This is a genomic window from Microbulbifer salipaludis (genome assembly GCF_017303155.1).
Lineage (GTDB): Bacteria > Pseudomonadota > Gammaproteobacteria > Pseudomonadales > Cellvibrionaceae > Microbulbifer > Microbulbifer salipaludis.
Genome location: NZ_JAEKJR010000002.1, coordinates 1,041,352 through 1,063,433, shown reverse-complemented (window position 1 = coordinate 1,063,433; position 22,082 = coordinate 1,041,352). Strand labels below are relative to the sequence as shown.

General features: G+C 58.8%; 20 protein-coding genes. 12 read left to right on the top strand and 8 right to left on the bottom strand.

Features of this window, described 5'->3' with window-relative positions; all coding sequences use genetic code 11:
• Window positions 1-166: 166 nt before the first annotated feature.
• From JF535_RS10180 to JF535_RS10165, 4 genes are all read right to left on the bottom strand, one after another.
• Window positions 167-475, bottom strand: coding sequence for a DUF6122 family protein (locus JF535_RS10180; protein ID WP_207001788.1), 309 nt, complete (start codon window positions 473-475; stop codon window positions 167-169).
• On the bottom strand, window positions 475-1,149 hold the full coding sequence (locus JF535_RS10175; RefSeq protein ID WP_340674160.1) for a GntR family transcriptional regulator: 675 nt from the start codon (window positions 1,147-1,149) through the stop codon (window positions 475-477). The genes JF535_RS10180 and JF535_RS10175 overlap by 1 nt, the downstream gene beginning before the upstream one ends.
• Window positions 1,150-1,243: 94 nt before the next feature.
• The gene (locus JF535_RS10170; protein ID WP_207001785.1) at window positions 1,244-2,362 is read right to left on the bottom strand and encodes a hypothetical protein; all 1,119 of its coding nucleotides are present in this window, start codon (window positions 2,360-2,362) and stop codon (window positions 1,244-1,246) included.
• 32 nt (window positions 2,363-2,394) lie between these two features.
• Window positions 2,395-2,835, bottom strand: coding sequence for a VOC family protein (locus tag JF535_RS10165; protein ID WP_207001782.1), 441 nt, complete (start codon window positions 2,833-2,835; stop codon window positions 2,395-2,397).
• 167 nt (window positions 2,836-3,002) lie between these two features.
• Between JF535_RS10165 and JF535_RS10160 the strand changes: the two genes are divergently transcribed.
• Together JF535_RS10160 and JF535_RS10155 are read left to right on the top strand one after the other, a co-directional pair.
• Window positions 3,003-4,100 (top strand): hypothetical protein, encoded by a 1,098-nt coding sequence (locus JF535_RS10160; protein WP_242523787.1) that lies wholly within the window; start codon window positions 3,003-3,005, stop codon window positions 4,098-4,100.
• A gap of 114 nt (window positions 4,101-4,214) precedes the next feature.
• Window positions 4,215-4,937 carry an SIMPL domain-containing protein gene (locus tag JF535_RS10155; RefSeq protein WP_207001778.1) on the top strand — a complete coding sequence of 241 codons (723 nt, stop codon included), beginning with the start codon at window positions 4,215-4,217 and terminating at the stop codon, window positions 4,935-4,937.
• Window positions 4,938-5,196: 259 nt separating this feature from the next.
• On the opposite strand, the gene JF535_RS10150 is transcribed toward JF535_RS10155, so the two are convergent.
• The 3 genes from JF535_RS10150 to JF535_RS10140 form a co-directional block, all read right to left on the bottom strand.
• The gene (locus JF535_RS10150) at window positions 5,197-6,519 is read right to left on the bottom strand and encodes a metal-dependent hydrolase family protein (protein ID WP_207001776.1); all 1,323 of its coding nucleotides are present in this window, start codon (window positions 6,517-6,519) and stop codon (window positions 5,197-5,199) included.
• Between the two features lie 190 nt (window positions 6,520-6,709).
• Window positions 6,710-9,556 carry a M16 family metallopeptidase gene (locus tag JF535_RS10145; protein ID WP_207001773.1) on the bottom strand — a complete coding sequence of 949 codons (2,847 nt, stop codon included), beginning with the start codon at window positions 9,554-9,556 and terminating at the stop codon, window positions 6,710-6,712.
• Between the two features lie 201 nt (window positions 9,557-9,757).
• Window positions 9,758-10,846, bottom strand: a complete 1,089-nt coding sequence (locus JF535_RS10140) for a Glu/Leu/Phe/Val dehydrogenase dimerization domain-containing protein (protein ID WP_207001771.1) — start codon at window positions 10,844-10,846, stop codon at window positions 9,758-9,760.
• Between the two features lie 374 nt (window positions 10,847-11,220).
• Between JF535_RS10140 and JF535_RS10135 the strand changes: the two genes are divergently transcribed.
• From JF535_RS10135 to JF535_RS10110, 6 genes are all read left to right on the top strand, one after another.
• On the top strand, window positions 11,221-13,218 hold the full coding sequence (locus tag JF535_RS10135) for a VacB/RNase II family 3'-5' exoribonuclease (RefSeq protein ID WP_207001769.1): 1,998 nt from the start codon (window positions 11,221-11,223) through the stop codon (window positions 13,216-13,218).
• A 122-nt stretch (window positions 13,219-13,340) separates the two neighbouring features.
• Window positions 13,341-14,810, top strand: a complete 1,470-nt coding sequence (locus JF535_RS10130) for an aminoacyl-histidine dipeptidase (RefSeq protein ID WP_207001767.1) — start codon at window positions 13,341-13,343, stop codon at window positions 14,808-14,810.
• Window positions 14,811-14,914: 104 nt separating this feature from the next.
• Complete coding sequence (gene ybaK / locus JF535_RS10125) at window positions 14,915-15,382, top strand: Cys-tRNA(Pro) deacylase (RefSeq protein ID WP_207001765.1); 468 nt, start codon at window positions 14,915-14,917, stop codon at window positions 15,380-15,382.
• A gap of 29 nt (window positions 15,383-15,411) precedes the next feature.
• On the top strand, window positions 15,412-16,050 hold the full coding sequence (locus JF535_RS10120; RefSeq protein ID WP_207001756.1) for an HAD family hydrolase: 639 nt from the start codon (window positions 15,412-15,414) through the stop codon (window positions 16,048-16,050).
• Between the two features lie 110 nt (window positions 16,051-16,160).
• On the top strand, window positions 16,161-17,153 hold the full coding sequence (gene rdgC, locus JF535_RS10115; RefSeq protein ID WP_207001754.1) for a recombination-associated protein RdgC: 993 nt from the start codon (window positions 16,161-16,163) through the stop codon (window positions 17,151-17,153).
• A 140-nt stretch (window positions 17,154-17,293) separates the two neighbouring features.
• On the top strand, window positions 17,294-17,812 hold the full coding sequence (locus JF535_RS10110; protein WP_207001753.1) for a DUF4136 domain-containing protein: 519 nt from the start codon (window positions 17,294-17,296) through the stop codon (window positions 17,810-17,812).
• 82 nt (window positions 17,813-17,894) lie between these two features.
• Here the strand turns inward: JF535_RS10110 and gndA are convergent, their stop codons facing one another.
• A complete protein-coding gene (gndA, locus tag JF535_RS10105; RefSeq protein WP_207001751.1) occupies window positions 17,895-19,415 on the bottom strand; it encodes an NADP-dependent phosphogluconate dehydrogenase in 1,521 nt (506 codons plus the stop codon).
• Between the two features lie 162 nt (window positions 19,416-19,577).
• On the opposite strand from gndA, the gene JF535_RS10100 reads away from it, so the two are divergent.
• The 4 genes from JF535_RS10100 (at window position 19,578) to JF535_RS10085 (ending at window position 22,068) form a co-directional block, all read left to right on the top strand.
• Window positions 19,578-20,120: a PH domain-containing protein gene (locus JF535_RS10100; RefSeq protein ID WP_207001749.1), complete on the top strand. Its 543-nt coding sequence runs from the start codon at window positions 19,578-19,580 to the stop codon at window positions 20,118-20,120.
• Between the two features lie 136 nt (window positions 20,121-20,256).
• Complete coding sequence (locus JF535_RS10095) at window positions 20,257-20,694, top strand: hypothetical protein (protein WP_207001748.1); 438 nt, start codon at window positions 20,257-20,259, stop codon at window positions 20,692-20,694.
• 80 nt (window positions 20,695-20,774) lie between these two features.
• The gene (locus JF535_RS10090; protein ID WP_207001746.1) at window positions 20,775-21,557 is read left to right on the top strand and encodes an esterase/lipase family protein; all 783 of its coding nucleotides are present in this window, start codon (window positions 20,775-20,777) and stop codon (window positions 21,555-21,557) included.
• Window positions 21,558-21,612: 55 nt separating this feature from the next.
• Window positions 21,613-22,068, top strand: a complete 456-nt coding sequence (locus JF535_RS10085; protein WP_207001745.1) for a hypothetical protein — start codon at window positions 21,613-21,615, stop codon at window positions 22,066-22,068.
• Window positions 22,069-22,082 lie beyond the last annotated feature (14 nt).

The window sequence follows — 22,082 nt, the reverse complement described above, 5'->3', positions numbered from 1 at the left end:
GTCATTATTGTTATTGCCACTCAAGAGTACTCAAACCCGAGGCCGCCGCGACGAGAGCGGTGGCCAACGGGAAAAAACAGACAAGTTTTGGGATAAAACAGAACACTTTGGTGCTCTATCGCGCATCGTCCGCGGGGAAATCGCCAGCCTATCGCTGCACCTATATTCAAATAGCGCAGTCGACCGCATCCAGCAGCATGTGCGTAATCAAGCCGATACCCAACCAACGCACCGGCTTCCACGGCAGGAACATCATGGCACCGTAGAAGGAGATCGGCAGCAGTTTATGCAGAGGGTGGAAGTTAATGCTGCAGCGATTGGGATCATACAACGGAGATGCCAGCAGGTGGTCAAGGTCGACCAGGTTGGCCGCGAGCATGATAAGCGCAGCCTTCTTCCAGTCATCTCGGAAAAAATACCAGGCGATGGCAAGAGGAACGAGAGCGTGTAAAACAATATGCAGATAACTGAACATCAGGTTGGCAATAACTCTTCAGCAGAAATGGAACCCAGGCCTTCTTCGATATCCTGGCGTATTGCGGTGCGCACGCGCTGCTCATCGTTGCTGGCAATGGCATCGATCAGGTCCTGATGTCGATCAGGCAGCTCCTGAACGCCGAAGCGCTGGAACACGAGGTGCTGCAACGGCGCCGTCTGTAGCCACAGACTTTCGATCAACGACAGTATGATATGTGGGCGCCCCAGACGATACAGGGTGAAATGAAAGTCGAGGTTCGCGGTTACGTACCCCTGAATATCTTTTCTCTCCAGTGCTTCCGTCACCCGGTCATCGAGCGCGCGCAGCTCTGCAAGCTCCGCCTCCCCGACAAATGGCAGGGCCTGCGCCGCAGCCTGACACTCCAGGGCAACCCGGGCCGCACAGATTTCATCCAGCTTTTCCCGGGTCAAGGTTGGCACCGTCACCCGACGGGTATCGGAAAGATCCAACGCGCGCTCCGAGGTCAACCGGCGCAAGGCCTCCCGGACCGGCATCGGGCTGCAATCCAGCTCCGCGGCCAGACCACGAATAGTGACCGCCTTACCCGGCAAAAACTGTCCGCGCAGAATCGCATCGCGCACCTGGTAGTACACCCGCTCTTGGGTTGTGCGGAACTCTTCCTGTGGTTCGGTAAACTCGGCGTCTCTCACGGGCGGCCTCGTGGCTGGATCGGAATACATTCAAGCCCGCATCGACGGATACAGGTGGCCGGAGCCCTGCTCCGCTCCACCCTGCACCTGTCAACTATGCAGACATTGCCTGCGCCAGCTTGTGCGGCGCCTGATCAGAGCCAACTTCAATGAGCGCGTCGGCAATGGCACCAGTTTGCCACATTTCGAAGAAATCCTCTGCCACCTGTTTGCCGGCTTCGGTTACCGCATTCCAGTATTTCAGCCGCTCCTCGGTGGTGAGCTTCACAAAATCATCCCGATCCGGGATTTTGCCAAACGGCAAGCGAGAAACCCACTGAGGCGATGGCGCCACCAGGACCACATTATCCATGGCACCGCCGCGCACCCAACGCCAGCGCAGACTCTTGTCGAACCAGCCCGGTACCATGTAGGGGAAAAAGTGCGGATACAGCACCAGACCCTGCGGGTGCTCGAAGCCCAGATCAAAGTGATAGTCTGTGATCCCACCGTCCCGATAGTTGCCGGCGGGTGCTCCTGCCGGCGATGGCACACCGGCCATCACCAGGGGGATGGAGCCAGAGGCCAGTACTGCATGGCACACATTGTCCGGGCTCAGCGACGTATTAACCGTGGACAGGTTACGGAAAGCCACTGTAGGTGTCTGCCCGGAATGGAACACCACCCTGTCCCAGAAAGCTTTGAGGGTACGGCGGCTGACGGCATTGGCCAGCGCAGAGGCCAATAGCGCGGGACCCAGTACCGCCTTTTTCTCACTGGCCAGAGGTCCGCGGCCACGCACAGTCACGAAATGGCTGTGCCACACGGGGTTTGCAGCCACCTCAGCGGCACCCTCCGCTCCCAGAACCTCCAGCAAAATGTTTTCGCCGGTTGCGGTAATTTCTGCAGGCGTCGGCCGAGCGCTGGCATAGGTTTGATGCACGTAGCCGTATTCAAGCTTTTCCAGTGCGGCCAGCGGGTTGGCGGTCGCATAGCACATATTGCGAAAGCTCCCAATCGACGAGCCCAAGGTCGCGATGGGTGTGCGACGGCCCTGAAAAAACTCGCCAATCAGCACCCGGTCCAGCTGGCTGATGGACAGCCATTTCGGCCCCCCAGACGCGCCGACCAGGGTAGACACCATTTCCGGGCGCAGCCCCTCCTGGCGGATTCTACGCGCTGCACTACCCCCGGCCAGCACCACACAATTCCCGTACTGCTTTGCTTTCGCCATCGATCCGCTCACAAACCACTCACTCTGTTCAATTACCACTCACCGGTATTTTCCATCGACGCCCAAGGCTCTTGCGGTGCTAGGGACTCACCCTTCTGCAGCAGTTCGATAGAAATATTGTCTGGTGAGCGCACAAATGCCATATGGCCATCCCGGGGCGGACGATTGATAGTCACCCCCATGTCCATCAGGCGCTGACACGTTTCGTAAATATTGTCGACCCGGTAAGCCAGGTGGCCAAAGTTGCGACCGCCACTGTAGGTCTCCGGGTCCCAGTTATAGGTGAGCTCCAGGCACGGGCGCTTGTCGCTATTTGCCGAATCGGCATCCCCGGGTGCGGCAAGAAATACCAGGGTAAAGCGGCCTTTCTCGTAATCGTTGCGGCTGACCTCGTACAGTCCCAGCTTGTCGCAATAAAACTCCAGGGATTTTTCCAGGTCGGTGACACGCACCATCGTGTGTAAATATTCCACTGCAACGCCTCCTTAAGGGGATTACAATCCCGATACACCAATCAGGTGACTACTTTAGTCACCTCAAACAAAGTTACCAGCGCGAAATGTACCAAAAATACTATCGACAATTCTTACAGGCTGCTCAAAAAGCGGCCTCCCCGAACTGTGACCTGCCGGTTTTGCACATGGCCTGCCACTCCCACCACTACTGGCCAGATGTAACGCTCGATGCCGTCACCGCCTACTGGCACGATGCCGCGCAAATGGCCGACAGCAAGTGGGACAAGATCTTCGGAGAAAAAATACCCGCTTTCCAGCGCGGTATAGCGAGCACCCTGCAACTGCCGGATCCGGCCCAGATTGCCCTGGCACCGAACACCCACGAGCTTATCTATCGCCTGCTCAGCGCCTTCGACCTGAGCCAGCCCCTGCGCATTCTCACAACCGACGGGGAATTCTACAGCTTTGCCCGCCAGTTACTGCGTTTGGAGGAGCTGCCTACCGTCGACGTGGTGCGGGTGCCCACGGAACCCTTCGCCACCCTGCCCCAGCGGTTCGAGCAGGAACTGCAAAGTGGCGAGTATCAGCTGGCCTACGCCAGTCAGGTGTTCTTCGACTCCGGGGTGGCTTTCCCGGGCCTGCTGGATCTGGCCGCGCGTAAACCGGATACCACCGAAATGGTGATCGATGGCTACCACGGATTTTTCGCCCGCCCCACCGATCTCAGTGCGATTGCCGACAAGGTGTTTTATACCGCAGGCGCCTACAAATACCTGGGTGCCGGTGAGGGTATGTGCTTTATGTCCATTCCCCGAGGCTGCCAGCTGCGCCCATTGAACACCGGTTGGTTTGCGGAAATGGCGGAGCTGGAAAACCGCACTGCGGGCGTGGGCTTCGGCAACGACTGGCTGCGGTTTGCCGGTGCCACCATGGATTACTCCCCGCTGTACAAGGCCCTCGCGGTATTCGAGCTGTATGCACAGGAAGGCATCACCGTAGGATCGATTCACGACTATGTACTGCAAAACCAGCGGCGCTTCCTCAGCGCCATGGATGCGGCACAACACCCGCTGCTCAACCGCGACACACTGATCGCCCATGACCTGGAAAACGGACACGGGCACTTCTTTACCTTTCGCTGCGGTAGTGCCGAAAACGCGGAAAATCTGCAGGCAGAGCTGCGCAAGAAAAATGTGCTGTGCGATCGTCGGCAGCAATTGCTGCGGCTCGGGTTTGCGCTCTATCACCCGGCGGACGAAACATTTGAGCGGTTGTTTCAATAGCCACAAGCGCTGCACGCAACCGCATTCATCAGGTATTCATCTTTCTGGCATCACAATGGACCTCGTCACCTGACAGTGACGATGAAGTACAACTGGCAATAGTAAGGATTCGCCATGCACAGCGCTTTGAAACTGTTTTCCGCCGGCCTGCTGGCCGGGTTCGTCGCATTCACCACCGGCTGCGGTAGTGATGACACCGGCCACCCTTCGGGTACGCTGATTTCCATCTCCGTCCAGGGCGAAGCAAGCCAGGCACCGGACACCGCACACTTGTCCACCGGTATTGTTACCGAAGCCGCTAACAGCAATGACGCCATGCGGGCTAACGCGGAGCAGATGGACAAGCTGATGCAAGCCATAAAAAAAGCCGGCATACCGGACAAGGATGTGCAGACCAGCGGTATCAGTCTGAATCCCCGCTACGACTACCAGCCGAATCGCGAACGCGAAATCGTCGGTTATCAGGCTCGCAATACCGTCAGTATTACCCTGCGTAAACTGGACGAATTGAGCAACGTGATCGATACACTGGCGGCCGAGGGCGCGAACCAGCTGCATGGCCCAAGCTTTTCCATAGCCGAACCGGAGCCCCTGCTGGCTGAGGCCCGCAACAAGGCATTGCAGCAAGCGCAGGCACGGGCGGCTTCTTATGCGGAATCCCTAGGAACCAAGGTGCGCAGAATCGTGAGCATCTCTGAAGGTGGCCAGGGCGGTATGCCCCGCCCCATGGCTCGTATGGAAATGGCCGCCGCCCAGGACGGGCCGAGCACGCCCATCGCGCGCGGTGAGAGCAGCGTTTCGGTAAACCTGGAACTGCTATTCGAACTCGAGAAATAATTGTTCGACTCGGCTGTTCACCAAAAAAACCCGGCAATGCCGTAATGGTGTTCACTTAACTCAGCTACGGGCGAAGGTGCCGATGCCGGGTGCGGTCTTGCGAGACCTTCACCGCCATGGATGGCGGTGCAGAGCCCCACGGATGGGTTTACGGCGTGTCTCGCAAGACCGCACCCGGTAGCGGCACCGCCACCAAATGGTTTGGGTGCACCGTACTACGACATTGCCGGGATTATTTTATTTGTACTACCCGGGTGACTTACTCGGGCTGCTTGTAAACCACGCCACCCTTCATCACAAACCGTACCCGCTCAAGGGTCGAAATATCTTCCAGCGGATTGCCAATCACCGCCACCAGGTCTGCCTGTTTACCGGGCGCGATACTGCCAAGTTCATCCTGGGCATTGAGTAACTGTGCCGCATTCCAGGTTGCAGAGCGGATAGCATCGGCCGGGCTCATCCCGCCTTGCACCATCAGCGCAAACTCTTTGGCGTTCTCTCCGTGTCGGCTCACCCCAGTGTCGGTGCCGAATGCGATTTTCACGCCTTTTTTGTGTGCGCGCTGAAAGGTGTCCTGAATCAGCGGACCAATTTTCGCCGCTTTAGTGCGGACCATTTCCGGGAAGAAGCCGTCGATCGCGGATTTTTGCGTAACCCAATCCCCCGCCAACAGGGTGGGCACATACCAGGTTCCGTGGTCCACCATCAGCGCCATGGTTTTATCATCCATGTAGGTACCGTGCTCAATGGAGTCCACACCGGCGCGGATGGCCCGCTCCATGCCCTCTTTACCGTGCGCATGCACTGCGACGGTAAAACCGTAATCCTTTGCGGTTTGCACAATCGCTTCCACTTCATCCTGCATAAACTGAGGATTCTGGCCGCTCTTAGCCACGCTCAAGACACCGCCGGTCGCAGTAATCTTGATCAGGTCGGCGCCATCTTTGTAGCGCTGCCGTACCGCTTCCCGGGCACTGGCACTACCGTTGATCACCCCTTCGGCGGGACCCGGGCTGCCCATCAAGTCGTGGCGATGGCCATTGGTCGGATCCGCATGACCGCCGGTAGTGGCGATTGATTTACCCGCTGTATAGACACGCGGCCCCACAATATCGCCACGGTTGATGGCGTTGCGCAGGCTCACCGTTACATTGTCGCTGTCGCCAAGGTCCCGCACCGTGGTAAAGCCGGCCATCAGCGTGCGCTTGGCCGTATCGACCGCCCGCAACGTGTAATCGGCGGGATTCCAGGTAAATGCCTCGGTGTAGGTGCGCGGGCCGAATTCATAGGCGAGGTGCGTATGCATGTCCATCAGCCCGGGCAGCACGCTGAAGGCTGTCAGATCAATAACCCGCTCGCCGGCACGCTGGGTATAACCCCGCTCTACAGACTCCACTTTACCGTCCACAACATGCACCGTACGTTTTTCCAGCAAACGGCCTGTCTCGCTGTCGAACAGCCATCCCGCGTGCACCGCTATATTTTCTGCGGCAACCAGATTCGCCGTTGTGAGCAGGGCCAGGCCAAGCAGAGTGCGGAGAGCGCGCCCGACAATCAATGAAATTCTTTGGGTGATGGTCATGTGGTGTCCAGGTTTCCGGGCGGCAGTGATGCCGCCTCTTTATAATATTGCGATCAATACGGTTGTTGCCGGCATGCAGGATCGCCGGCGCGCACCAATTTACCGTATTCCGGGTACATAAAAAAAGCCCGGCTCCGGTATGCACCCTCCCTGTGCATGACCGGAGCCGGACTCGCGGCTTGTCGACCTGTCATTGATCGGCAGAAAGTACCTCGACCGGACCGATATCCAGCGCCTCTATGTCTTTCTGGATTTTGCTCAGGTCGCCCACCACCACCCAGGTAAACTGTTGCGGCGCGAGGAATTCTTTTGCGGCCTGCATCACCTCCTCCTGCGTCAACGCGCTGACCCGCTGCGGATACTCGGCGATGTACTCCGGCGGCAGCCCCTTCTGTAGCTGCCAGACGATACTGGACAGCAGCTGTACCTTGGTCTGGAAACGCGCGCTCTGCTTGAGCACCTCGTCGTCCTGGTAGTCCTTGAGCTCGCTCTCCTTGATGGGGCGCTTACCCAGGTACTCATTGAACTCCTTGAGAATCTCACCCATGGCCGGGGCAGTCTTGTCCGTTTGTACCGGTGCAAACACGATATAAGGCCGCTGCCCTTCCGAGCCCATGGAAACCGCGCGCGCGCCGTAGGACCAGTGTTTGTCCTCGCGCAGGTTCATATTGATACGCGAGGTAAACTTGCCGGCGATTGCGGAAGCCATCGCATCATAGGCCTCTGCACCTTCCGGCTTCCACGGTGGCATCACCAGCCCGGCCATAATGTAACTCTGCTGTGCGCCAGGTCGGTCGAGCAGGTAGATACGCGCGTTTTGCGGGCGCTCCACCGCGGGAATCTCCACGGTTGGCAGTGGGTCGCTGGGCGCCCGCCAGTCACCCAGGGTGTCATTGAGCAGCTTCTCGATTTCGTCCCGGGTGACATCGCCGACCACCGTCAACTGTGCATTGTCAGGACGCAGCCATGTGGCTTGAAACTTCACCAGATCGTCGCGAGCGATGGACTCAATGGCCTCCGGGGTGCCGGAACCCGTCAGCGGTGCGCCGTAAGGGTGATCTTTACCGAACAGCAGCGGCGGCAACTTGCGCATGGCCAGCCCCTGGGGTTGCGCTTCCTCCTGGCGAATGGCATCCAGCCAGTTGGACTTCACCCGCGCCAGGTCATCTTCTTCAAAGCGCGGACTGGAAATCACCTCACGCAACAGTTCCAGTGAAGGCTCGAGCTGCGTTTTCAGGGCACTGAAGCTCAGCGCGTTGTAATCCAACCCGCTTCCCGCGCCAATACTCGCACCCAGTTCTTCCTGGCGCGCGCTGAACGCGAGACTGTCGTAATCGCCGGCACCTTCACTCAGCATACGCGCGACCACCGACGCAAGGCCGGGGGTGTCGCCATCCACCGATGCACCGCCGCGATACTGCAGGCTCATGAAAACGGCGGGCGTGTCGTGACGCTCGGCAAGCACAACCTTCAGGCCATTATCCAGCGTGAAGGACTGCTGTTCGGGTAAATCCAGTTCCACGGTCTTGTCGACGGCGGGCAATTGACTGCGATCGACACTCTCGCCGGTTACCGCGTACTCCCCTTTGGGACGGATCACCATGGTGAAGTGCTCGGGCTTCAGCCACTTTTGCGCAACGTCCTGCACATCGTCCGCAGACACCTTCGCATAGTCATCAAGCCCGTTGACCATTGCGCCCGGGTCATCGTAATAAAACTCCGAGCGCGCAAGGATGTCCGACTTGCCGCCAAAGCCACCAATTTTTTCCAGCCCCTTGACCAGGCTGGCGAACTCGCTTTGTTTGATACGGCGCAACTCTTCCGCATTCACTCCGGAACGCGCAAATTCCCGCAGCTCGTCGTCCAGTAATTTCTCGACTTTCTCTACCGACTGCCCGGGTTTGACATCCACCATGATAATGATCTGCCCAGCGAGCTGCCGGCCGTAGTAAAACGCACTGACACTGGTGGCCACCTGCTCGTCGCGCACCAGGCGCCGGTACAGTAACGAGTTTTTTCGGTTGGCCAGCAGTGACGTCATCAGGTCCAGCGCATTTTCTTCACGGCTGGCGGTCGCTGGAACATTCCACACTTTATAAATCCGCGCCTGTGGCACCTGGTCCGTGGTCACCAGGCGCTTGTTGACCTGCGACGGTAACTCCCAGCCCTTCAACTCGGTGGGCACCGAGGTGCTGGGAATATGGCCGAAATATTCCCGCGCCTTTTTCATGGCCTCTTCGACGGAGATGTCGCCGACGATCACCAGTATCGCATTGGCAGGCTGGTAGTAATCGGAAAACCACTGCTTGACGTCTTCCAGGCTGGCCTGGTCCAGATCCTCCATGGAACCGATGGTGGTCCATGAATAGGGATGATCGGAAGGGAAGGTATGGGTGGCAATCAGGTCAAACGCCTGGCCGTAGGGAGCATTTTCGCTCTGGCGCTTCTCGTTTTTTACCACGCCGCGCTGCTCGTCGAGTTTTTCCTGACTGATGGCGCCCTTGAAGTGCCCCATACGGTCGGACTCCATCCACAGCGCCATATCCAATGCGCCGACGGGAACGGTCTCGAAGTAGTTGGTGCGGTCGTTGTTTGTGGTGCCGTTCATATCGGTGGCACCAGAACGCTGGAAGGGTTCGAAATACTCGCCGGGGAAGTTCTCCGAGCCATTGAACATCAGGTGTTCAAACAGGTGCGCAAAACCGGTCTTGCCGCGGGTCTCATCTTTGGAACCCACCTTGTACCAGATATTGATGGCGACCACCGGCGCTTTGCGGTCCTCATGCACGATGACAGTCAGGCCATTCTTCAGGGTTTCCCGGTGAAACGGCAGCTCAATTTTTGGCGGCTTCACATACGCCGCATTGCGACTGGCAGCCGCCTTACTGCTGGCAGCGGCTTCCCTGTCTGGCGTCAACGCCCGGTGCACATTGTCTTTGCGATCCTCTGGCGCCTGATGGCGGTCACAGCCAGCCGTCCCCAACAGCATCAGTAAAAAGATCAGGCCCGCCGGCCTCCAGGCGATTCGCATATCCATTGTCATTGGTCCTGTGCCATGTATCCCGATTTTGTGCCCGAACAGTGCAGCAAAGTGTAGGCAAAAAAAACGGGCGCCGTGGCGCCCGAAAGATACTTCACAGAGAGACGATGACGTCGTCAGAGGAAATGGAATAGCGTGTGTGTCACCTATTTTACAGGTACTTTTTTACCTAGCTTCTTACACACCTTGGCGCGCCATTCAGGCGGCCGCGGAATCAGTGTTGTTCAGGGCGTCTTTATGACCGAACCGCTCCTCGGCGATCTGGTCCGCGACATGCGCCGTGGTTTCACCGGTTTCGTCCGCGCGCTGGAACACTTCCTGCATCGTGGTACCGATGGTTTCAATGTGCGCTTTCACCTGCTCGGCGTTGTACTCGCCCTGCTCCTGGCCCAGCTGCTGGTAATACACATCGATGATGCCGCCAGCATTGATGACGTAGTCCGGCGCATACAGGATGCCCTTGTCTTTCAGCACCTGTGCATGGCGCTCTTCCGCCAGCTGGTTGTTGGCAGCACCGGCAATAGCGCCCACTTTCAGGCGATCGATGGTGTTGTCATTGAGGATGGCGCCCAGTGCACACGGGGCAAACAGGTCCACATCCAGGTCAAAGATTTCTTCGGAGCTGACCGCAGTAGCTCCCAGTTCGGCAACGGCACGATCCACGTTGTCCTGGAAGATATCGGTAACAAACAGCTCGGCACCGGCCTCTTGCAACAGTTTGCCGAGACGGAAGCCCACATTACCCACACCCTGGATGGACACTTTCAGGCCCTTGAGGTCAGTGCGACCCCAGCGGTGGGCCGCTGCGGCCTGCAGGCCAACGAACACACCGTAGGCAGTGGACGGGGACGGGTCACCGCCGTGCTCTTGGCCGGCAATCACACCCGACACAAACTGGCTGCGCTCGGCGATGATCTTCATGTCCGCAACGCTGGTTCCAGAGTCTTCCGCAGTGATGTAGCGGCCGCCCAGGGTGTTCAGGAAATCGCCCATTGCGCGCAGCAACTCCGGCGTCTTCTGTTTGCGCGGGTCGCCAATAATCACGGATTTGCCACCGCCCAGCTTGAGGCCGGCCATGGCAGATTTGTAGGTCATACCGCGGGAGAGGCGCAGTACGTCATTGAGGGCTTCGGCATCGTCGGCATAAGGCCACATACGACAGCCACCCAGTGCCGGCCCGAGATTGGTATTGTGCACGGCGATAATTGCCTTCAGGCCGCTTTTGGCGTCGTGATAAAAGGCAACTTCTTCGTGGTTATCGTAGGCAGGATGGGAAAAAATACTCATAACAATCCTCTCCGGAGGCCGGTTTTACGTCGGCGCCAGACTCGGCCAATTGTGTCAGCTCTGTCCGCAACCGTGCTTTATTGTAGGCCCCTAAGAATATAGCCACTGGGCACTTAGGAACATTGCATTCTTTGCATCCAAAGTCCGCTAAGCACAAATACCATCCCAATTTTTTAGATAATTTAGGATAAACAGGCCCACAATAACCAAATAGGCGCATTGGTCACTCACTGGGCGACATCGAGCGCCCTGTCGCCAGCGCTACCGCCAACGCCCGCTGCCGGGCGCCATTGATACCCGCGCTGGCCTGTCACCGCCTGTCTGGTAGAATCCGCGCCCTAAACCGACCCACCCCGAGTTACAGAGAACCTTTCATGCTCAATGCCGACGCCCTGAAACAGCTGTCCCAGTTGAAGACCGACATCCGTTCAACCAAGGAATTCGCCGAGGGGCGTGTGCGCGGGAGTAGCGGAAAGTTCGGCTTCGTCGTACTGGACGACGGTCGCGAGGCATTCCTGCCGCCGGCAGAAATGGATCGGGTGTTTCCGGGCGACCGCGTGCGCATCAGCCTGACCGAGGAAGACAAGGGCAAGCTTTCCGCAGAGCTCGACCAGCTGATCGAATCCGACCTCAAGTACCTGGTGGGTCAGTATGTGCAGCGCGGCCAGGGACATTTCATTCAGCCCAGCGAGCACGGCCTGTCGCGCTGGATCTTCCTGCCCCCGCGGGCCCGCGGCAAAGCACAACCGGGTGAGTTCATTGCCTGCAGCATCACCCGGCACCCATTCAAGGACGGCAAGTCCCAAGCGAAAGTGGAAAGCGTCATTGGCAAACCGGATATGGCGGGCATCGAGCACGCCTTTACCGTGGCCCAGCACCGGCTGCCCAACGCATTTGGCAAGGCGGCACTGGAGCAAGCCGACGCGATTCCCGCACAACTGGAATCACTGGTTGCCGAACGCAAAGACCTGTCGGCCCAGGGATTTGTCACCATTGATGCGGAATCTACCCGCGATATGGACGATGCGCTCGCCGTTACCCAGTCCGAAAACGGCTGGACACTGCACATCGCCGTGGCCGACCCCTCCAGCCTGATCGAGGCAGACTCCCCGCTAGATAAAGAAGCCCGCGCTCGTGCAAACAGCGTGTACCTCGCCGGTGAAACCCTGCCCATGCTGCCCGCCAACCTGTGCGAAAACAGCTTCTCCCTGGTTGCCGGCGAATTGCGCCCGGTACTGGTACTGCATATCGACGTGGATAAGGACGGGGCACTGCAAGGGTTTGACTACGAATTTGCCGCCATCCGTTCCCAGCACAAACTCAGCTACGTACAGGTGGCGCAGTTTATTGAAGGTGACGACAGCGCGGTACCGGCCGATCAGCACGAGCCCCTGCGTCAGCTGAACGCCCTGAGTAAGGCCCGCGCCACATACCGAGCCGGCCACTCCCTGGTGATGGAGGACCGCCCGGATTACGAGCTGATCCTCAATGAGCAGCGCAAAATCGAGCGGATCGAGAAACAACAACGCACCGCGGCCCAGCGTATGGTGGAAGAAGCCATGCTGGCTGCCAATATCTGTGCGGGTGAGAAACTTGCGGACATCGGCGCAGGCTGCTTTTCCGTGCACCTCGGCTTCCGCGACGAGCGCATGGCGGAAGTCCGCGCACTGCTCAAGGAAACACTGCCGGAATATGCCGAGCAGGATCTGCACCAGCTGGACATTTACCTGAAGCTGGTAAAAGAATTGGAGGCGCATGCGGATGCAGAAATGCACAATGCCCTCGCCGTTCTCAAGCGCATGCTGCGCCCTGGTGAACTGAGTAACAAGGCGGCACCGCACCTTGGCCTCGGGCTCGGTCACTATGCGACGGTCACCTCCCCCATCCGCAAATTCAACGACCTGCACAATCACCGGGTGTTGCGCGCAGCAAAGCAGGGTGACAAGACCCCCGCCCTTGGCGACGAGCAGGGTGAAGCCCTGCAACAAAGCGTCAGCACCGGGCGTCAGGCAGATCGCGCACTGCAGCAATGGCTCTACTGCCAGTTCCTCGAGGGTAAAGTCGGAGAAACATTTACCGGCACCATTACCCTGGTGAATGGCGCCGGCATCGGCGTCCGCCTGGACGACTTTGGTATCAACGGCTTTGCACGCTTCAACAGCAAAAAGAACCCGTTTGATTTCGATGGCAAGCGGCTGCGCATCACCCGCGGTGACGAGACCTTCCAGCTGGAACAGCAGGTGCAGGTAAAAGTCGCCGCCGTCGATACTGAAAAACGTCGCATCGCGTTTGATCTGGTTGGCGAAGCGGCCAGTGAAAAGCCGGGCTCGCAGAACCCGGCTGCGGAAGGGCCAGACAGCCCCAAGGCGTAACGGCGCGAAGCCTCTGCATGCTGCCGTCGCAGACTAGACTTGCAGCCGCGGCGCCAAAAGCGCCGCGGCCAAAACCGGCCCATCCGGATCTACCCATCCCCGGTCAAGATTAAGGAATACCCATGTCCACCATTGCCGAACTCAATCCCGTCCCCCTGTGGAAACACTTCGCCAAATTGTGCGAGATCCCGCGTCCGTCCAAGCACGAGGACAAAGTCGTCGCCTATATCGTGGATTTTGCCAATGCCCGTGGTCTGGATGTGAAGCTGGATCAGGTCGGCAACATCATCATCAAGAAGCCGGCAACCCCGGGCATGGAAGATCGCAAAACCCTGGCGATGCAGAGCCATGTCGATATGGTGCCGCAGAAGAACGCGGATACCGACCACGACTTCCTCACCGACTCCATCAAACCCTACGTGGATGGTGAATGGGTCACCGCGGAAGGCACGACTCTCGGCGCGGACAACGGCATTGGTGTCGCCGCCATTCTGGCCCTGCTGGAATCCACCGATATTCCGCATCCCGCCCTGGAAGCACTGCTGACGATCGACGAAGAAGCCGGGATGACCGGAGCGAAAAACCTGCAACCGGGCCACTTCGAAGCCGACCTGCTGCTCAACCTGGATACGGAAGACGAAGGGGAACTCTACGTGGGCTGCGCCGGCGGTGTCGACGTAAACGTCGCCCTGCCCTATACCGCAGAATCCTTCCCCGCCGGACACCAGGCATTCAAACTGAGCGTGCGCGGCCTGCGCGGCGGCCACTCCGGGCTGGATATCGATAAGGGCCGCGGCAACGCCAACAAAATTGCCAACCGCATCATCGACACCGCACACGGCGAACTGAACGCCCTGCGTATCGCAAGCCTCGACGGCGGCAGCCTGCGCAACGCCATTCCGCGCGAGTCCTTCACCGTGATCACCGTACCCGCAGACGACGCCCCGCGCCTGCAGGAGATCGTCCAGCAGCAAACCGCAATCATCAAGGCCGAGTTCGATAATGAAGCCAAACTGGATATCACTCTGGAGGAGTGCGAAGCACCCGCCAGCGTTATGGACAGTGCCAGCCAACGCAAACTGATCCTGGCGCTGCGCGCCTGCCCCAGCGGTGTCGAGCGGATGAGCACCGCGCTGGCAGGCATTGCGGACACCTCGAACAACCTCGCGCGGGTCGTGACCGAAACCGAAGACGGCGCGAGCCGTGTGCGGGTTCAGTGCCTGGTGCGCAGCCTGTCCGACAGCGCCCGCGACCAACACGGTCTCAACGTCGCCGCGGCCTTTGAACTCGCCGGCGCAGAGACCTCCCTGGACAACGCCTACCCGGGCTGGACACCCAATATGCAATCTCCGTTACTGGCGCTGATGAAGGACGTGTACCAGAAAATGGAAGGCGAAGAGCCGGAAGTCAAAGTCATCCACGCCGGTCTCGAGTGCGGCCTGCTGGCCAAGCCCTACCCCAACTGGGACATGGTCTCCTTCGGCCCCACCATCCGCCGCGCCCACTCACCGGAGGAGCGTGTGCATATTCAGAGCGTGGGCAACTTCTGGAATTATTTTCTGAAAGTGGTGGAAGCCATTCCCCAACGCTGACGGTGAAATACAGTTTCTGAACCGAGCCCGGCCAATCGCGCCGGGCTTTTTTGTATTCAGGAAAAAATAAAGACAAAATGGGAAAAAACGGACACGGATGTGTAATGACTCCAGCCATCAAGACCGCAGAAAAAGCAAAAATTCCATTTCAGGTCCATACATACACCCACGATCCTGCGGCAGCATCCTACGGACTTGAGGCGGCGGAGAAGCTTGGGGTATCGCCGCAAAGTGTTTTCAAGACCCTGGTCGTCGCGCTGGACGGTGCATCGCTCGCCGTGGCCGTGCTACCGGTCGAGCACTCCCTCAGCATGAAGTTGATCGCCAAGGCCGCCGGTGCAAAGAAAGCGGAGATGGCCGACAAGCAGGTGGTGCAACGATCCACGGGATATGTGCTGGGTGGCGTGAGCCCACTGGGGCAGAAAAAACCGCTGCCCACCTTCCTGCACGATTCCGCCAAAGGACTGGAAACCCTATACGTCAGCGCCGGTCGGCGGGGCCTGGAAATTGAGCTCGCGCCGCAAGATCTGCTGGCACTCACCCGCGGCACCTTCGCTGCGCTCTGTCAGTAGCATGACAAAACATGCCGACAAGGAAACTTATGCCCGCCTACGACTATCTCGTGTTTGACCTGGATGGAACCCTGAGCGACCCGGCTGAGGGGTTCGTAAATTCCATGAATCATGCGTTGCTCGCCTTTGACTATCCGACCCGGCCGGCAAGCGAGCTGGTACCACACATCGGCCCGCCGCTGGAGATCACCCTGGCCAAGCTCACGGGCTCGGAAGACGGCCCCCATATCCAGGCCTTGGTCGACAAGTACCGGGAACGCTACGGGGCAAGCGGCTACGCGGAAAACACCCTGTATCCGGGCATTTCCGAGATGCTGGAACGCCTCAGCCAGAAAGATGGTATCCGGCTCGGGGTATGCACCTCCAAACGCGCGGACTTTGCAGAGCGCATACTCAAACAATTCGGGCTGTACCACTATTTCGAGTTTGTCAGTGGCGGCGATGTGGGAATTGCCAAGTGGCAGCAACTGCAGAGGCTGCTCGCAGACAACCGGATCTCAAAGCGCGCACTGATGATTGGCGATCGCCACTTCGACCTGTCCGCCGCCGCAAAAAATCAACTGCCAAGTGCCGGGGTACTGTGGGGCTATGGTTCCCGCACGGAACTCGACGAGCACGGCCCGGCGCACCTGTTCGCCCATCCCGAGGAAATCCTGAACATTATTTGACGGCCGCTATCGACTGACTGGGAACCACCAGTCCGGACTTTGGCTGGTTCCCAGGTCGCAGACATCGCATAATGCGCGGCCAACTTTCAAACTGACGACTGGCCTGCTGTATGTGGTTTAAAAACCTCCGCGTCTACCGCCTTACCCGCGAATTCACGCTTTCCGCTGAACAACTGAACGAATTGCTGGAGCCTGGTACCTTTACGCCATGCGGCAGCCAGGATTTGGCCCGCTACGGCTGGGTTCCGCCATTGGGGCGTCACGGCAGTGCACTGGTACACGCCGCCAACGGCTACCTGATGGTGTGCGCCAAGAAGCAGGAGAAGGTGATCCCCGCGGCAGTGGTCAATGAGAAGGTCGAGGAAATGGCCCTGGCCATCGCGGAAAAAGAAGCCCGCAGCGTGGGCCGCAAAGAGCGGCAAAATCTCAAAGACGAAGTCCTGCTAGAGATGCGCCCCAAGGCCTTCGCGCGCTCCCGGCTGCAGTTTGCCTATATCGACCCCAAAGACGGCTGGATCGTAGTCAATGCCTCCTCGGCCAAGGCCGCCGAAGAACTGCTGGAAAACCTGCGAGAAGCCATCAGCAGCCTCTCGGTGATACCGCTGACGGCAAAGAATATTCCCCAGCAGTCCATGACCCACTGGCTCACCGCCCCGGAAGCGCCGCCCAACTTCGAATTCGGCCACGAGTGCGAACTGCGCGACCCGCAGGAATCCGGCAGCGTGATCCGTTGTAAAAACCAGGACCTGTGCGCAGAGGAAATCCACAATCACCTGGTGGCGGGCATGCAGGTGCACAAGCTTGGGCTTACCTGGCGCGATGGCGTGGAGCTGATGGTGGACGACCAGCTCGCCATCAAGCGCCTGAAGTTCAGCGATGCGGTCACTGAAAAAGCGGACAATGCCGACGCGGACAATGCGGCGCAGCGCTTCGACATTGAATTCTCGGTAATGACCCTGGAAATCTCCGCCCTGCTGAAGGACCTGCTCAATGCCTTTGGCGGACTCAATACAGACACCGCCAGCGTCGATGAGATTGTCGCCCGCGCAAGTCGCGAGGATCGAGAACAACAACTCAGCAGAGAAGTGGAAGAAGTGGAGTAGAACCGGGAGGGTTATCACCACGCCCCGTAGTAAGACCCATAGCAAGCCTCGCAATGACCAACTGGTTCCAGCGATGTTTTTACGCCACCTCGAAACTAAGCTGGTGTCGGTAATCACTACTGACGTTTCGGGGTTGGCTTATGAAACACTGGAAGCCCTTTACCGCTTCTACCACCACCTCTGCTCTACTGGCCCTTTCCCTGGCCGGAGCTCTGGCAGTGCCATTCACTCTGACCGGGTGCGCCAGCCCGCCCACGGACAACGCTGCGGCAGCCGCATTGAGCCAGTACCGAACCTTTGGCTTCGCACCGGTTACCGCCAGTAACGGCCGCGCCGTGTCACTGGCGCAGAATGAAGTTTCCCAACAATTGATGTCCCGCGGCCTGATGCCAAGCAGTAATCCCGACCTGCTAGTGAACGTGCAGGTGCGCGCATATCCCACGAATCAAATGCTGACAAGTGTGCCACATGCCAGCGTCAGGCAATCCGCCACCGAGGGGCAATTGACAATTGACCTTGTCGATGCGCGTCAAAAGCATCTGGTGTGGCAAGGCCGCACGGTCGCACCGATTACCCGGCAGGTGCTAAACGAACCCCAGCGCTCCATGGACCGCGGGGTGAGTGAGGCATTTCGCAGCTTTCCGCTACGCGCACGCTAATCCGTAGCAGCCGCTGGGAAACCAGAAAGGCTGCGCAAAAAAATGGCCGCAGCTTTTGATAGTAAGTGCGGCCATTTTGTTTTCAGACTTTTTTTATCGGCCTGCCAGACTCACCCCAGAGTACGTGGTACTTTTCCTGCTCTGGCTTGTCCACCCGTGAAAAGGTGTGTGCGCCGAAAAAGTCTCGCTGCGCCTGCAGCAGGTTGGCCGGCAGGGATTCGCGACGGAAAGCGTCGTAGTAGCTCAAGGCGGAAGACAGGGCCGGCACAGGGATACCGCCGATGGTGGCATCGGCCACGGCCCGGCGCCAGTTGCCCTGGTGACGGGCGATTTGATCGATGAAAAAATCATCCAGCAGCAGATTGGAAAGCTTGGTGTCACGCTCGTAGGCATCGCTGATGGACTGCAGGAACACCGCGCGAATAATACAGCCGGCCCGCCAGATTCTGGCGATCTCGGCAAAATTCAGCTCCCACCCCTGCTCTCTGGCGGCCAGCTTCATCAAGTCAAATCCCTGCGCATACACGCAGATTTTTGCGCAGTAGAGCGCATCGTGCAGCTGTGCAATCACAGCTTCGCGCTCTTCTTGTGGCACCGGTGCCACATCCGGCCCCACCAGTTTTTTCGCCGCGCGGGTACGCAGCACCTTGCGAGTGGAAAGCGAACGCGCAAACACGGCTTCCGCAATACTCGGCGCGGGACAACCGGTCTGCAAGGCGCCGACCGCCGTCCACAAACCGGTGCCCTTTTGACCCGCGCGATCAAGAATCACATCCACCAGCGGCTTGCCGGTTTCAGAGTCCAGGGTATCCAGAACCTCGGCACTGATGTCGATGAGGTAACTGTTCAGCACCCCTTTATTCCACTCGCGGAAGACCCCGGCAATTTCCTGGGGCGACATCTCCAGGGCGCTGCGCATTACGTCGTACACTTCGCAGATCATCTGCATGTCGGCATACTCGATGCCGTTGTGCACCATCTTCACGAAATGCCCGGAACCGATGGGGCCGATATAGGCGGCACAGGGCTCCCCTTCCTTCACCGGGTTACCCGGTTCAAACCGCTCGATTGGCTGTCCCGAGGCGGGGTCCACCTTGGCGGCGATGGCATGCCACACGGGTTCGATGCGGGCCCAGGCGTAGCGGTCGCCACTGGGCATCAACGACGGTCCGAAGCGCGCACCCACTTCGCCACCAGACACCGCCGTGGTGAAGAAAATCAGCTTGCCCTCATAGCGCTTGCAGCGCTCCACGGAGTCGGTCCACAGGCTGTTGCCGGTGTCGATCACGATATCGTCCGCCTGTAGCCCGGCATCCAGCAGCTTGTTGCAGACATCGTCCACCGGCGCACCGGCAGGCACCGAGAGAATAACCAGGTGCGGCGCTTTCACCCGCGACAGTAATTCCGTATAGGAATTGCACACTTCCACCCGCGGTGGCTGGTCGCCACGCTCACTGGCGTCTTGCTCCAGCAGAGTCTCGAGCCGCCCGTGGTCCAGATCAAACGCGCATACGCGATATCCGTTGTCGACGAGGTTGAGGATCAGGTTCTTCCCCATGACGCCCGCGCCAATGAAGCCGATATCGCAAAGTGCATCTGACATGAATCTCTCCAGAAAATTGGTACTGCTTGAAGCGCGCGGAGTATAGCAACCCAGAGCCCATGCCGGGAGGTGGAATTGCGCGATCAGGTAGCCCTGTATTCCTCACATATTAGCCAGAGATTACAATGCGGGCTTTGTAGTCGACACCACCGGAATGCACTCATGAATACACCGCATACGCCCTCGCACGAGTTCTCCGCGCCCTGGGGCCGGCAGCTGACACTCCTCACAGGCCTGTGCGGCCTGATTCTGTTCGGTATCAGCGGGACCATGCTGGCGCAAGCACCCGAGTCTCCACCGCTGTTGTATCAGCTCGGGATCTGGCTGTGTCCCGTCATCTTCCTGCTGGGCGCCCTGTTTGCTGTGCGCGGCTATCGCCTTGAGGGAGACAGACTCCTCGTGCTTCGCCCCGGCTGGTCTACACGACTATCGCTGCAAGGCATCGAATCTGCGGTGTTCCAGCCGGAGGCCACCAATGGTTCAATCCGGATATTTGGCAACGGTGGGCTTTTTGGCTTTATCGGCCTGTTTCGCAACCAGACGCTGGGACGCTACCGGGCCTTTGCTACCGACTTTTCCCGCACCGTTGTGCTTCGACTGCCTGCTCGGACCATCGTGGTAACGCCCGATGACCCGGCCGGCTTTGTGACCCAGGTCAACGCCGCGTTCAACCTCGCGGGCTCGGTTCCAACTGCCGAGCGCTGAGCACTTTAAATTGCATGCATTTGGATGGGTTGAGTTCTGGAGTCGATCGAAAACTCACGGGTTCTTTGGCGCTGAACTACACTCTATTTCAAGTCTGTATTTTGGTGCGTCCAACGCATCGGCGAGAGGATCTGTGATGCAAGCTTTGCTGAAAACGCGACTGACAAAACTTCTGGTGCTGTTTACCCTGGTTTTGTTCGGTAATGGCGCCCTGGGCGAAGAGTCCCGCACGGAAACCCTGCACTTTGCCAAGGGAGCAACGGGCACGTCCGTAACCAGCAAAATTACCGGTTATGACAGTGTCAATTACAAGGTGACCGCTAAAGCGGGGCAGCACATGGTGGTGAAACTTTCCACCAGCCACACCGCGACGTATTTCAACGTGTACGGCCCTGGCAGCGGCCCCGGAGACGCGGCCATCTTTATCGGCTCCACCAGCGGCGGGCACTTCACCACCACCCTGCCCGAGAGCGGCACCTACACCATTCAGGTGTACATGATGCGCAGCGCAGCGCGGCGCAATGAATCGGCGGATTTCAAACTGCGCGTCGACATCGACAACGCCAAGCAATAGCCCTGAGTAGCCCGCCGGCTACATAGGTCGGCCAAAGCGGTTAGAATCAGGGGCTACACTTAGCCCCGGATCGACGCCCTATGCACAGCCCCTGCGCCAGACTGTTTCCCGCCACTGTCCGTTTCGGCCACGCTATTTTCTGCACGCTGTTGCTCGCGACGGCCATTCCCGTGCATGCCAGTGACTGCGTGATCCTCCTGCACGGGCTGGCCAAATCCGACCGTTCGATGAAAAAGCTTGAGAAGGCAATCGATGACGCCGGCTTTACGGCGGTCAACGTAGGTTACCCATCGACAGACTTCCCTATCGAAACACTCGCCGGCCCCGCCATTGCCCCGGCGCTGGACACCTGTACCCGGCAGGCCAGTGAGACCGCTGAACCCAACCACCGCGTGCACTTTGTCACCCACTCCATGGGCGGCATTCTGGTGCGCCATTATCTGAGCCGGGTCCGCGTGGAAAACCTGGGCCGTGTGGTGATGCTGGGCCCACCCAATCAAGGCAGCGAGGTGGTGGACAAACTGGGGAATTTCCCCGGGTTTCACTTCGTGTTTGGCGATGCCGGGTTACAGCTGGGCAGCGGTGAAATGAGTGTGCCCAATACGCTGGGTGCGGCACACTTTGACCTGGGCATCATTGCGGGCACCAGCAGTATCAACCCGATACTTTCCAGCATGCTGCCGGGGAAAGATGACGGAAAAGTCACTGTCGAGCGCACCCGCCTCGAGGGTATGGACGATCACCTGGAAATGCCGGTCACTCACGTGTTCATGATGAAGAACCCTGAAGTCATTGCGCAGGTGATTCACTACCTTCAGCACGGAAAATTCCAGCGGCAGACAGGGTCCGGCGCCGACGACTGATCTGCCCCGCGCCAAACTACACTGGTTCCCTGCTCTACTGTATCCAGGGTTTCCAGTGCTGAATATTCGATGGGTTTTACTACTGCCGCTGCTCGCCATCACGCTGTGTGAGAACAGCATCGCCCGGGAAGCGCCCCAAGCCCAGCGTGAAAAAATTGAATTGACTAGCGACCAGCCATCGGGAGGTCAACCTGCCGCGCCACTCAGCCAGAGTGCGCGCGTATCCGCGACCATCATCGGCCACCAGGCCATTGAATACCTAATCGACGCCCGCACCGGCCAATCCCTGGAGCTCGACCTGCTCAGCAGCAATACCCAGGCCGGTTTTCGCATTACTGCCCCCGCCGCCCCCCGGGCCCTGCACAAGGGGCACGGCCAGAGTGCGCACTTTTCCGCCACGCTTCCCCGGGACGGCACCTATCGGGTGCGGATCTATCTCTTGCACGGTGCCGCCGACAAAGGGGAAAGTGCAGATTTCGCCCTGCGTATCCGACTGCGTAATCCCGGTTAGTCCGGCAAGGTCAC

Coding starts and splice junctions, on each gene's coding strand:
- JF535_RS10180 (WP_207001788.1), bottom strand. CDS start 475: ATGTTCAGTTATCTGCATATTGTTTTACACGCTCTCGTTCCTCTTGCC.
- JF535_RS10170 (WP_207001785.1), bottom strand. CDS start 2,362: ATGGCGAAAGCAAAGCAGTACGGGAATTGTGTGGTGCTGGCCGGGGGT.
- JF535_RS10160 (WP_242523787.1), top strand. CDS start 3,003: ATGGCCTGCCACTCCCACCACTACTGGCCAGATGTAACGCTCGATGCC.
- JF535_RS10155 (WP_207001778.1), top strand. CDS start 4,215: ATGCACAGCGCTTTGAAACTGTTTTCCGCCGGCCTGCTGGCCGGGTTC.
- JF535_RS10150 (WP_207001776.1), bottom strand. CDS start 6,519: ATGACCATCACCCAAAGAATTTCATTGATTGTCGGGCGCGCTCTCCGC.
- JF535_RS10145 (WP_207001773.1), bottom strand. CDS start 9,556: ATGGATATGCGAATCGCCTGGAGGCCGGCGGGCCTGATCTTTTTACTG.
- JF535_RS10140 (WP_207001771.1), bottom strand. CDS start 10,846: ATGAGTATTTTTTCCCATCCTGCCTACGATAACCACGAAGAAGTTGCC.
- JF535_RS10135 (WP_207001769.1), top strand. CDS start 11,221: ATGCTCAATGCCGACGCCCTGAAACAGCTGTCCCAGTTGAAGACCGAC.
- JF535_RS10130 (WP_207001767.1), top strand. CDS start 13,341: ATGTCCACCATTGCCGAACTCAATCCCGTCCCCCTGTGGAAACACTTC.
- ybaK (WP_207001765.1), top strand. CDS start 14,915: ATGACTCCAGCCATCAAGACCGCAGAAAAAGCAAAAATTCCATTTCAG.
- JF535_RS10120 (WP_207001756.1), top strand. CDS start 15,412: ATGCCCGCCTACGACTATCTCGTGTTTGACCTGGATGGAACCCTGAGC.
- rdgC (WP_207001754.1), top strand. CDS start 16,161: ATGTGGTTTAAAAACCTCCGCGTCTACCGCCTTACCCGCGAATTCACG.
- JF535_RS10110 (WP_207001753.1), top strand. CDS start 17,294: ATGAAACACTGGAAGCCCTTTACCGCTTCTACCACCACCTCTGCTCTA.
- gndA (WP_207001751.1), bottom strand. CDS start 19,415: ATGTCAGATGCACTTTGCGATATCGGCTTCATTGGCGCGGGCGTCATG.
- JF535_RS10100 (WP_207001749.1), top strand. CDS start 19,578: ATGAATACACCGCATACGCCCTCGCACGAGTTCTCCGCGCCCTGGGGC.
- JF535_RS10095 (WP_207001748.1), top strand. CDS start 20,257: ATGCAAGCTTTGCTGAAAACGCGACTGACAAAACTTCTGGTGCTGTTT.
- JF535_RS10090 (WP_207001746.1), top strand. CDS start 20,775: ATGCACAGCCCCTGCGCCAGACTGTTTCCCGCCACTGTCCGTTTCGGC.